This window comes from Thiomicrorhabdus sp. ZW0627 (genome assembly GCF_029767005.1).
Taxonomy (GTDB): Bacteria; Pseudomonadota; Gammaproteobacteria; order Thiomicrospirales; family Thiomicrospiraceae; genus Thiomicrorhabdus.
The window spans coordinates 468,497-480,881 of sequence record NZ_JARUQR010000001.1 but is presented as its reverse complement, the minus strand read 5'-3'; the positions used below and the strand labels follow the sequence as shown (position 1 = coordinate 480,881).

The following is a 12,385-nucleotide window of genomic DNA, read 5'->3' as shown; positions in this document are numbered from 1 at the left end:
AATAAAAAAAGGGCAAAGATTTTTTGCCCTTTTTGGATTTGCTTGAAGTAGGAACCTAAAGGATCAGAACTCTCCGCGAAGCCCGAAATAGTACAGTCTGCCGCCGTTGGCGTAAACGTACTGAGGCTCGTTGTTCGAGTCGTAACCGACATATTGGGCGACGGCACGAGTATAGTCTTCGTCAAACAGGTTGATGGCCTTGGCATAGAGGCTAAGCTGTTTGTTGACCTGATAGTTCAGAATCAAGTCGGTCACGAAGTAATCTCCAATTTGAGCGCCTTTCTGGTCTGCCAGATCATACATGGTGCCGACATATTGCGTTTGCAGATCTACAACCGTATTTTTCAGGCCGTAATAAGACAAACCAAGGTTTGCCGTCTGTTCCGGACGACGGGCAAGCCATTTGTCATCGTCGTCTTTCGCCGTGCCTTGTGCGTAGTTGAAACTTAAATCGGTGTCGATGCCGTTTAGGTTGCGCTGATAGGCGATTTCAATCCCTTCAAATTTAGAGGTGCCAGCCAGGTTTTCGTAATAATCGTTTGGCCAGGAACCTGCATAGTGGATCAGATCTTCGGTTTCTGTATGGTAGAAGCTGAGGCTGAATCCGTCGGTACCTACGGTCAGATCGTAACCGCTGGTGGTTTCCGGTTTGAGGTTGTTTGTCGCACCATAGGTCAACTCAAACAACGTCGGAGCGTTGTAGGCCGTTCCGTAGTTGGCGCTGAAGAAGAGCGAACCGTCGATGTAATGTTTGACCCCAATTTTACCTGTGACCTTGTCTTCGAAATCGCTATAGCGGTCGCTGCGCAGAGATTCAGTCAGAATCCAACGTTTATCGGCAAACTGGTTGGTATTGCTGATGGCAATGGCCTGGTTGTCGTAACGGTCGGAACTGCTCTGTTTCAAGAATTCCTTGTGTGTGGCTGCGAATCCCAGTAATTGATCTGCCGCGTAGGTGTAACCGCCTTTGATGCCCATCTCGGTGATGTTGGCTTGATAATACTGTTCGATCTGGTTATCGCTCAGATATACATCGGCATTGAACTGAGGTTTATGATAACGGTACAGGATCTTTTTAAGAGTATTGCGGTAGTTAACGCTGGCGAAGTCGGTCTGATCCGGGTTGCTGGTCCAATCGTAATCGGTCGTTCCACGTGCGGTTTTGATCAGAGTTTCCAAGCGGTGTGCAGGGGCAAGATTCAATCCCATTTTGAACAGGATGTCTGTTTGCGAAAAGGCGTCGCTTTCAAAGTTGGAAACATCTTCTTTATAGGCTTTGACCGCACTGAAACCGTCGGAGCGGATGTCGGAAAGGCTTAACAGGAAATCTGCCTGTTCCGATGCGGCTGACAGAGAAGTTGCCAGTTTTTTTGTGTTAAGGCTACCGCTTTCAATTGAAACCTTTGCGGAAGGTTTTGTGGCGTGTTTAGTCAAGATATTAATGACACCAGCACTCGCGTTGGCACCCCAGATGCCTGATTGCGGGCCTTTTATGATTTCGATTCTCGCTACGTCCGACAACATCAGGTTACCAAGTAGGGCACCACCGGTTCCCATTGGGTTGTTCATTTCGACGCCGTCGATCAGCACTAAGGTACTGCGATTGCTTTGACCGCGCATATGGATGGAGGTGGTCTGACCCAATCCGCCGTAGGTGACGAAATTGAATCCGGCTTCGTATTTCAAAGCGTCTTCTAGACTGGTATAACCTTTGGATTCAATCTCTTCTTGTGTAATGACTTTATAGTTGGACGTAATTGCATGAGCGGTTTGTCTGGTGTGGTCGGCGGTGACCAAAACAGTGTTCAGTGAGGTCGTATCTTGCGCTTGAGCCTCTAATGACGGTGTTAAGACGGCCAGTAGCGCCAAAGAAAGTGGTTTGAGTTTCATGATTTTCCTTCAATTCATTTTGTCTATGAACGAAGGCAAATGGGTCGTTAGCTTGACAAGTGTCGTGCCTGTAATTAGGTACATACTTACATGTAAGATTCACGCCGCATTGCCCTCCGCAATCGGTTGAGAGTGTGTGTTACCACTCGAGTTTTTCTGGCCGGTATCCGGGCTTAAGAGCGATTCCAGATTGCCTTCTCGGATGAATCCAATGGCTTCTCAATCTGTCTTCTCTATCACCGTTGCGGGGGCAGCGGAGGCATTGGTCTGAATGTTTGTATACAGACCTCACCTCACTTCCCGTTTAACTCATGACACTTGTTTGTGAAATGAGCACCAGAAAATGCGCATTGTAAGGGTTTAAACCCAGGCTTGCAAATCGCAATGCGCGACAATTACGGCAGGCCTGTTGAAATCAGTTATTCGGCAATAGCCGGTTCGTCTTCTTCGCCTTTTGGCTCTAAAGCCGGATTGCAATAAAAGTGGTAGGTATTGCGCAGTTTTTTAGCGCAGTACATGGCGGTATCGGAATGTTTAAGCAGGGTTTCCCGATCCTTCCCGTCAGAAGGGTAGATGGCGATACCGATACTGCATCCGATGTTGCGTTTTTCTTGATTTAGATTGAATGGCTCTGTAATGGCGGCTATGATTTTTTTGGCAACATGTTCAGCACCCGACGGCGACTTGAGTTCGGTGAGTATAATTGTGAATTCATCACCGCCGATTCGCGCGACCGTATCCATTTGACGAACACAGCCTGTCAGGCGTTCGGCGACTTGCTGCAAAAGCAGGTCGCCCATGTCGTGGCCCAGGGTATCGTTGATTTCTTTGAAGTGATCCAAGTCGATAAACAATAGGGCGAATTGGCTTGCATCGCGATAGGCTCTTGCCAGTTCCTGTTTGATTCGATCCAGGAACAGGGCGCGATTAGGTAGATTGGTCAGCGCGTCGTAATGCGCCATGCGTTTGATTTGGGCTTCGGCGCGCTTGCGGTCGGTGATGTCGCGATCGACACCGCGGTAACCGAGAAAGTTTCCGTTATCGTCAAAAAACGGTACAGCGCTGGTTTCAATGATTTTTAAACTACCGTCTTTATGGACGTTGGTGTTTTCCAGCATGTTGATCGGTTTAAGCTTTTCTGCAAGTTTGGCAAAACGCTTGCTGACTCGTTCTCTTTCTTCGTTAGGCATGAAATCGAATGGGGATTTGCCGATGACTTCTTGTGGAGGATAACCGAGCAGGGTTTCGACTTGCGGACTGACGTAGGTATAAATTCCCTTAGGATTTACCTCCCAGATCCAATCGCTGGTGGACTCGATCAGTGCGCGGAATTTTTCTTCGCTCAAGCGCAGAGATTCTTGATTGTGCTTGTTTTCAGTGATGTCGAATATCATGCCGTCTATGTATAGAAGATTTCCTTCTTCATCGAATACCGGCATGCCTTTTTCTTGCATCCAGAGGATGTCGCCGTTTTTGTGTTTCAAGCGATATTCAACGGCAAAAGAACGTTTTTCGACGATCGCTTTGTCGACTTCCTCGAGTACCTTTGGGCGATCCTCATCGAGGATGTGTGGGTCGATCGAACAAATATCACCGGTCGTGAGTTCTTCTTCCGTATAACCGGTGATTTCGACTGTCAGGTCGTTATAGAACTCCATATGGTAATTGTCTTGGATAAGGACCCTGTATACGAGGCCGGGAAGGTTTTCCGTCAAGGTTCGGTAGGCGAGTTCGCTTTCACGCAGTTTTTTCTGTGCTTCTTTTTGTTCGGTGATGTCTCGGGCGATACTGATCAGATACGGTTTGTCTAAGTTGACGACCGAAGCGCGAACCTCGACCGGAAACGTTGATCCGTCCTTTCGTTTGTGTATGGTTTCAAGATGAACCTTTCCGGTTTCATCGACCTCTTTTTTGACGTACTTAGCTTTTTCTTTATCGAATACGGCGTCGATGTCGAACACACTCATCGAAAGCATCTCTTCACGTGTATAGCCGAGTTCCTTGCATTCCGTTTCATTGACATCCAGAAATTGCAAAGTTTCCGGATCAAGTACTTCAATCGAATCGCCGGACTGATCCAGTAGGGCACGAAACAGTTTGAATCGTTCCTGATTCTGCCGCCGTTCGCTGACGTCCCTGAAAACACCCAAGATATAGGGTTTATCGTCTGTTATCAGAGGTGTACTGTTGACGTCGGCATAAAATACCGAACCGTCTTTGCGTTGAACGGGCAGTTCCGCAGCCAGTGCGATTTCTCCACGGGCTTGTTTTTCGAACTGTTCAAATACGTAGGGTAAATCTTGTTGAGGGTGAATGTCGTCAACTTTGAGTGTTCTCAATTCATCCAGGTTGTATCCCAGCATATTGCAGAGAGCGGCGTTGCCGTCGATCAGTTGTTTGGTTTCAATGTTTGCGACGACAATGCCATCCAGGGCACCTTCATAAATGGCTCGGTGCTTCTTTTCGGATTCTTGTACGAGGATTTCCATCTGTTTTCGTTCGGTAATATCTTGAACGGTTCCGAGCGTACGTAACGGCTTTCCCGAAGAGTCGAACTCGTGCTCGCCACGTTCATGAACGTATTTAACCCGTCCATCCGGAAATAGTAGTCTATGATCCGTTTCATAACGTGTTTTGTTTTTTATGGAATCCTGGTAGGCCTGATTGACGGATTCTCTGTCATCCGGATGAATGACGTTGATGAAGGCGTCGTAGGACGCTTCGAATTGTTTGGGATCAACTTCGAAAATTCGGAAGATTTCATCAGACCACCATAATTTGTTTGTGATCAGATCCATTTCCCAGCTCCCCAGGCTGGCTAGGTTTTGAGCAGCGTTTAGTCTGGCTTCGTCATACTCAGTTTTTTTGAGAGGGATCAGGGTTGCTAAAACACACTTTTTTCCATCGTAATCAACCCCCTGCAACGTGATTTGAGAGGAAGTCTCATTATTATGGTCGGTTTTGAAATGCCAGTTAAAGATGTCTGAATCGTGGGTTAGAGCCTGTTGGAGGTGTTTTTTAGTAAATTCTGTTGAAAGGCTGCCGTCTGGTTGATGCTCGGGGGACAGTTCCGCTAGGGTGTTTCCGATGATATCGTTGCATGATGCGGTAGAAAGCTGTTGGGTCGCAGCCTTGCTGCAATCAATGATTTTACCGGTTTCGGCATCAAGTAGTATCAAGGCATCTTTTGAACTTGCAAAAAGCACATCGTATAGCGGTTTAAAATTGTTCGCTCCCGCTTTTTTTTGCATAACCCTTTTCCTTTTTAGGCGTTAAAGGTGCCGCGATAGGTGAAGTAGGCACTGGATAAGCGGCTTAAACAGACTTTGATAGCTGTTGGGGGGTACCTGTTTGACCGCAAACATGATTTCAAGAATAACCATTCGAAAAAAGAGAATAATCGTTAGAGCTATTCTGCCTGAAAGTACGTAAAGTGCAATAGAGTTTTTTCTATGAATTAAATCAGGCCTGTGGAAAGTACGAAATAAAAGGAAGAGAGTGTCGATGTTTCACTTTGGCAAGCCGAACGGATGAAGTCCGGCTTGTTTCTTAATGCTTAAAACTCATGTATCTGTTCGGCCTGACGGGGTAAGCGGCGGTGGACGTTCAACCAGAGGAGCCATCCCAAAAACCATAAAGATGCCATTGAAATCGCCATTTCAAGTAGGGAGGCATGGACCAGCGGAACCACTAAAATGGACACTAAGGCCATCATACCCATCTGCATTAAACTCTGCAGGGAAGCCGCCATACCACGCTTTTCAGGCAGACAGTCCAAGGCGAGGATAGAGAGTACCGGCAGCGCGAAAGAAAGCCCGAAAGCGTAAAGGCTCAACTGAGGGATGACGGTCATGACTTGAGGCTCAGTGAAAAGTTCAAGAATCAGATTGGTGACTACCGCGATACCCCCGATGGCAAAGGCGATGTTGGCCATTTCGATTGGTGTTTTGTGGTTAGAGACCCGGTGAGAGAAGAACGATCCCAGCATCATTCCACCGACCATCGGCACGAATTGAATCCAGAAATCTTCCGCACCGAGATGCAGGTGATCGAATATCAAGCTGGCGGAACCGACCACGTAGACGAAGAAGCCGCCGAATACAAATGATTGAGCCAGGACAACCCGGATAAACACTGGATGCTTAAGGCTGTGAACGTAGGAAGAAATCAGTTTTTTTGGAGCTATGGATTGCACGTGCTCGGCCGCCTGAGTTTCTTTGAGAAACAATAAGATAAGCAGAAAAGTGATGATGCCGTAAGCCGTTAAAAACCAGAAAATGCTTTCCCAATCGTAATGGTGTTGCAGGAACCCGCCGATAATCGGAGCGATGGCAGGAGCGATCGCAAATACCATCATGATTAACGCCATGGCTTTTTGCGCTTCTTTAGGAGGGAAAGCGTCCCGGATCATCGCTCTCCCCGCAATAATAACGCCTCCGGCAAATACGCCTTGCAGTATGCGGAAGGTCATAAAATAGTCGAACGAAGGCGATAGGGCGCATCCGGCTGATACCAATGCAAACCCAATCAGTGAGGTGATTGCAATGGCCTTTCGGCCGAAACGATCGGCGAGTGGCCCCCACACGAGGGTTGTAATCGCGAAGGCGGCCAGATAGGCGCCCATGGTGGTGGTCATGATTTCGCGGGAGACATCGTAATAGCTTTCTATTGCCGGAAACGAAGGCAAGTAGGTATCGATCGAAAAGGGCGCAATCATATTGCCGAGTGCCGCAATTAGAATGAGCCAGATTTTTTTATTGGAATTCACGCCTGTGTGTCCTGTCCTGTGTCATCTTGAATGGTTTATGACGTTTAAGTGTAATGATAATTACAGAGTTTGATTTTAACACGAGCTTTTTGACCGTATTGAATAAAGCGGGAATTTATTAAGTTGGAATCCAAACGGATAGAGAAATAAAGTGAAAAGGCGAACGGTAGTGAAGAGGTTTACGGCACATGGCCGGGAAGGGAGTCAGGCAAGTCTGGTAAGAGCTTGCCTGAAAAGTTGTCATGAACGGTGTTTTGTCATGACGGTTTATGAGAAGGGGTTAGAAATCACTCCACTCTTGAGAGATATTTTCCGCCTGGATTGTGGAGGAAGGTGTGTTTTTGGCCGGATTTTCCAGCGTTAACACTTTCGGTTTTTCCATTTTGGATTCAATTGTTGTAGCTTTTGGTTGAACCGTTCTCTGTTGAGATACCGCGCCGGTGTTGAAGAATGACATGTCGTTTCGCAGTGCTTCGGCTTGTTCACTCATGCTCTCCGAGGCAGCAGAGGTTTCTTCGACCAAAGCGGCGTTTTGTTGGGTCATTTGATCAATCTGGCTGATAGCCAGATGTACCTGGCCGACACCAGTCGCCTGTTCGGATGACGCAGAGGCGATCTGACCAATCATTTCGGTGACCGAAGCCACGGATTCGTTGATGGTGTTGAGCATCTCTCCGGATTGAGAAGCCAGATCGGTTCCTTCCCCTATGCGGTTTACGCTTTCTTCAATCAAGCTCTTGATGTCTTTTGCCGCTTCGGCCGCTTTTTGGGCCAAGGCTCTGACTTCACCGGCTACAACGGCAAAACCTCGACCGTGGTCACCTGCACGTGCCGCTTCTACCGCAGCATTCAAGGCTAAAAGGTTGGTTTGGAATGCGATGCCATCGATCAATGTGACGATCTCTGAAATCTTTTGGCTCGAATCCTGAATGGCATTCATGGCTTCGATTGTTTTTTGCATGACCTGTACGCCTGCATGCGCTTTGCTTTGCACATCTTCGGACAGGTGCGCAGCTTCAGAGGCGTTTTGGGTATTGTTCTGAACGGCTGTATTCATTTCGTCCATGGTGGCCGAAGTTTCTTCAAGAGAAGCCGCTTGTTCCTGAACACGTTGACTCAGGTCAATGGCACCTTTGGTTACCTCTTGAGCCGCATCGCTAACGATGTTGGATGCATTAACGGCGTCTGAAACCACTTCAATCAGTTTTTCGGCTGTTTGGTTGATGGCATCTTTCAAGACCTGTAATTCACCATGGTATTGAGCTGTGATTTTCTGAGTCAGATCTCCGTTTGATTGTCCCACCATGATTCTGGTGATGTCTTGGATAGCATTCTCCAGAGAATCCATTGAGTTGTTTACGCCATCTTTGAGTTTCAGCAGGTCACCACGAGCTTCTACTGTTACGCGATGCTCGAATTCTCCTTGCTGCATTTGATCCATTACTCGGATGATGCCGTTAATGGTCTCGTTGATGGCGCCAAGTGCGTTTTCCGTACGAGCTCTGAATTCACCTGCTACACGCGGATCCATTTTCACAGTAAAGTCGCCGTTATAGAGTGCGTCCATCACTTTGCCCAGTTCTTTCATCATGAAGTCGACACTTTCAGCACTGCCGTTAACGCCTTCTTTCAGAGTATGAAGGTCACCTTTAAGTTCAGCGGTGACGCGTTTGTCGAATTCACCTTTTGCAATGGCGCCTACAACGGTGTTGGCTTCTTGGATCGCTTGCTGAGAGCTGGATAGTAGGGCATTGAATGCATCGGACATCTCTCCCAGTTCATCTTTCTGGTTAACGTCGGCTCTATGTTGGAATTCTCCGGTTTCGGAAACGCGTCGCATGACGTCGGCCAAACGGTGTACCGGGTTGACAATCAATCCGGTGATATAAAGACTGAATGCAATGGCGATGATACCAATCAGTAGGAAAATGGTAATCATTGTGGTTTCAAGGTTTGACTTGATTTCTTCACGTTCTTTTTTCTGGTCGGCACGGATTGCAACAGCCTGATCGACGGCTATTCTCGCCTTATCTTTCATGGTAGCCGAAAGCTCGATGGACTTCTCTCGCAGGTCGTAATATTCAGAGAAGGCTTTCTTATAGGCATTCAAGCTGGTGATGATGTCATCCATCATTTGCTTGTTTTCTGGGCGGCTAAAGTCCGCTTTCAGATTTAGTGAAGTCTGGCTAATGCTAGCGGATAATTTGTTAATGGTGTCTACATACTTCTGGTCTTTACGGCGAACGTAATTCTTTTCGGCGATTCGCATGTCTTTAAGGTCTTTGACGATACGGTTGGTCAAGGACGCTTTTTCCATCTTGTTAACTATCTGGTCGAGTGGGGCATTGGCACCAATCAGAGCCTGACGTTGATTTTTTTGTTCCTGTCTTGCCTTGTTCGATAAGGTTTCGATATTACGCGCTTGCTTGACCATTTCCTCTTCGGCTTTCAACGACTCTTCTCTGACGTCTGTGTAGTCCTTAAAAGCCTGGCTATATTCACTGATTGCTTGTCGAGTGTTGGCCGCCTGTTCTTTATTAGCCGGATTGGAAAAAAGCGCTTCAAGGTCGTTTGCGATTTCGATGTTTGTTTTGGCGAAGTTTTCCACCTCAGCTACATATTGAGGATCTTTTCTTCTGACGTAATTTTTCTCTGAGATACGAGAATCCAACATGTTTTTGATGATGCGGTTTGCAGCACTGGCTTTATAAGCCTTGTCATCAAGATTGGTCATGCCGGAGGTAATCGTGAAATATAAAATCACAAGAGAAATGGCGACGATCGTAGGGATCAGCATCATTTTGTATTTGAGCTTAATATTTTTCATTGTGGTCTGAATCCTTAAAAAATGACAGCTTAGGTTGCATGGAGGCATCCTAAAAATCAGAAAAAAAACAAATGGTTGTCGATTAGTTCCGTTGACAGATATTGAATTAAGCATGCAATATCGACGGGATGTATATACGACTGGTTATATTTGGATATAAGTATATATGGGATTCCTTATTTTATGTAATGCAATTTGATTAAGCTTTTATTAAACCGACTGAGTTATTAAGTATTCATCAATGCTGTTCTCTGTTTCGTTTTCTTTCTGACGGGTTGAAAACGTTCCAAAGATTATCTTCATGGAAATGTAAGAGGGAGAGCATTCGTCATTTTTTTGATGACCACTAACCTAATGAGTTGTGCTTGTCCCACTTGGCTTTAATGCTATAATTTGCCCTATTTCCATCGGAGTCGTCATGAGAGACGGCTGGCACAGGCCTGATGATTTTTAGGCTTGATTTTTAATTCAGTAGGTTTTTTTCCCAAATGAGCAAAGTTGAAACAACTGATCGTCCCGTAAATTTCATTCGCAACATCATTGATGAAGATTTGGCTAACCATAAGTATGAATCGGTGCGTACCCGTTTTCCGCCCGAACCGAACGGTTATCTGCACATAGGGCATGCGAAGTCGATCTGCCTGAATTTCGGAGTTGCCGAAGATTACAACGGTGAATGCAATCTTCGCTTCGATGATACCAACCCGGCTAAAGAGGACATGGAATACGTTGATTCCATTCAACAGGATGTATCTTGGCTTGGGTTTAAATGGCCGGGCAAACCTTGTTACTCATCGAACTATTTCGATCAGTTTCATAAGTATGCGGTGGAGTTAATTGGGAAAGGCTTGGCGTATGTCTGTTTTTTGAATGCTGACGAGACGCGTGAATACCGTGGTACTTTGACCGAACCTGGCAAGAACAGCCCTTACCGCGATACTTCGGTTGAAGAGAACTTAGCTTTGTTCGAAAAAATGCGAAACGGCGAATTCAAGGAAGGTGAGTGCGTGCTCCGTGCCAAGATCGACATGGCTTCTTCTTTCATGTGTATGCGTGATCCGACACTTTACCGTATTCGTTTCGAGCATCATCACCAGACCGGTGACAAGTGGTGTATTTACCCAATGTATGATTTCGCCCACTGTTTGTCGGATGGAATTGAGGGTGTGACGCATTCTTTGTGTACTTTGGAGTTCCAGGACAACCGCCGCCTTTACGATTGGGTTTTGGATAATTTGGAAGATTTCCAGAAACCGGACCGTCCATTCCAATACGAGTTCTCGCGTTTGAACCTGGAATACACGGTGATGTCCAAGCGTAAATTGCACCAGTTGGTTGACGATAAACTAGTGGAAGGTTGGGATGATCCGCGTATGCCGACTATTTCCGGTATGCGTCGTCGTGGTTACACCCCGGCGGCCATTCGTGATTTCGCAGACCGTATCGGTATTTCCAAAGTCGACAGCATGACCGAGATGAATATTCTGGAAGCGGCGATTCGCGACGACCTCAATAAAGTGGCACCGCGCAGCATGGCGGTTATGGATCCGGTCAAAGTGGTGATCGAAAACTATCCTGAAGGCCAAGTAGAAACACTTCAAGCTCCGGTTCATCCTCAGAATGAAGCAATGGGCAAACGTGAGATCTTTTTCAGTCGTGAACTTTATATTGATCGTGCTGACTTTATGGAAGTTGCACCGAACGGCAAATACCAGCGTTTGGCGATCGATAAGGAAGTACGCCTGCGTAATGCCTATGTTATTAAGGCGTTACGTGCGGACCAAGATGCAGAGGGTAACTTCACAACCATTTACTGTAGCTACGACCCGGAAACGCTAGGTAAAAACCCTGCGGACGGTCGTAAGGTTAAGGGTGTTATTCACTTTGTAGAAGCTACGAAAGCGGTACCGGCTGAATTCAGAATCTATGATCGTTTGTTCACGGTCGCCAACCCGGCAAAAGAGGGCGATTTTGAATCGGTCATCAACCCGGAATCGTTAGTGCTTAAAAATGGTTTTGTTGAACCAGGCCTGTTGAGTTCTGAACCGGAAAAAGCTTATCAGTTCGAACGCGAAGGTTACTTCTGCCGGGACAATAAATCCGGTGATGCCATGGTGTTCAACCGCACGGTTGCTTTGCGTGAAACCTGGAGCAGTTAAATCCGCTCGGTTATGTATATGATTGTTCTATTGGAACAATGATGGATAACTTACCATTAAAGGCGTGGGGTCATTCGGCTCCACGCCTTTTTGTTTTCTTAAGTCTTAAAAAGTGTAATTCTTATAAGCTTTTTACTCGATCCAACATGGCTTGGGCATGACCTTCAGGGCTAACACCATATAGCGCTTCTTCCAGTAAGCCTTGTTTGTTAATGATGAATGTTGAGCGAACGATGCCCATTTTGGAAACCCCGTTTTTTTCCTTAAGCTGCCAGACACCGTAATCTTCACAAATTTTTCCGTCGGTATCTGCCAACAAATCAACTTCTAAACCGAACTTGTCGATAAAGGCCTTATGGCTTGCGCAGGAGTCTTTGCTGACGCCTATGACTACGCTGTCGGCTGCGGCAAACTCGCTCGCGAGTTGTGTGAATTCATTGGCTTCGATCGTACAACCCGGCGTATCGTCTTTTGGATAGAAATAGAGAACGATGTTTTTTTGCCCTTTGTAATCGGAAGAAGAGACGGTTTGATTGTGTTGGTTTGGGGCATTGAATTCGGGGGCGGTTTGTTGAGCCTGAAGCATGATCGGATTCCTTATGCAGAATAAAAAGGTCATCATACCCAATTACGCCTGCATTGCGTAGCGTCTAAACAGGTTTTTCTGCGTAGTTATTTGGAATAGGCTACAATGATTTTGTCTGTAAAATCACGTTCTAATAGGCTCTATCTAAAAGGATT

Annotated in this window: 6 protein-coding genes and 1 riboswitch; of the genes, 1 reads left to right on the top strand and 5 read right to left on the bottom strand. The window is 46.5% G+C overall.

Annotation, left to right across the window (positions count from 1 at the left end):
• Nucleotides 1–63: 63 nt before the first annotated feature.
• From QCB45_RS02330 to QCB45_RS02315, 4 genes are all read right to left on the bottom strand, one after another.
• Nucleotides 64–1,890 carry a TonB-dependent receptor gene (locus QCB45_RS02330; RefSeq protein WP_279418928.1) on the bottom strand — a complete coding sequence of 609 codons (1,827 nt, stop codon included), beginning with the start codon at nt 1,888–1,890 and terminating at the stop codon, nt 64–66.
• 140 nt (nt 1,891–2,030) lie between these two features.
• Nucleotides 2,031–2,246, bottom strand: a riboswitch (cobalamin riboswitch).
• Nucleotides 2,247–2,309: 63 nt separating this feature from the next.
• Entirely contained in the window at nt 2,310–5,141 is a 2,832-nt protein-coding gene (locus QCB45_RS02325; RefSeq protein ID WP_279418927.1) for a PAS domain S-box protein, read from the bottom strand.
• Nucleotides 5,142–5,446: 305 nt separating this feature from the next.
• Nucleotides 5,447–6,658, bottom strand: a complete 1,212-nt coding sequence (locus QCB45_RS02320) for a multidrug effflux MFS transporter (RefSeq protein ID WP_279418926.1) — start codon at nt 6,656–6,658, stop codon at nt 5,447–5,449.
• Between the two features lie 280 nt (nt 6,659–6,938).
• Nucleotides 6,939–9,485 (bottom strand): methyl-accepting chemotaxis protein, encoded by a 2,547-nt coding sequence (locus QCB45_RS02315; RefSeq protein ID WP_279418925.1) that lies wholly within the window; start codon nt 9,483–9,485, stop codon nt 6,939–6,941.
• A gap of 488 nt (nt 9,486–9,973) precedes the next feature.
• Here QCB45_RS02315 and glnS point away from each other — a divergent pair, with 488 nt between their 5' ends.
• Entirely contained in the window at nt 9,974–11,644 is a 1,671-nt protein-coding gene (gene glnS / locus QCB45_RS02310; RefSeq protein ID WP_279418924.1) for a glutamine--tRNA ligase, read from the top strand.
• A 121-nt stretch (nt 11,645–11,765) separates the two neighbouring features.
• Here the strand turns inward: glnS and QCB45_RS02305 are convergent, their stop codons facing one another.
• Complete coding sequence (locus QCB45_RS02305; protein WP_279418923.1) at nt 11,766–12,230, bottom strand: peroxiredoxin; 465 nt, start codon at nt 12,228–12,230, stop codon at nt 11,766–11,768.
• Nucleotides 12,231–12,385 lie beyond the last annotated feature (155 nt).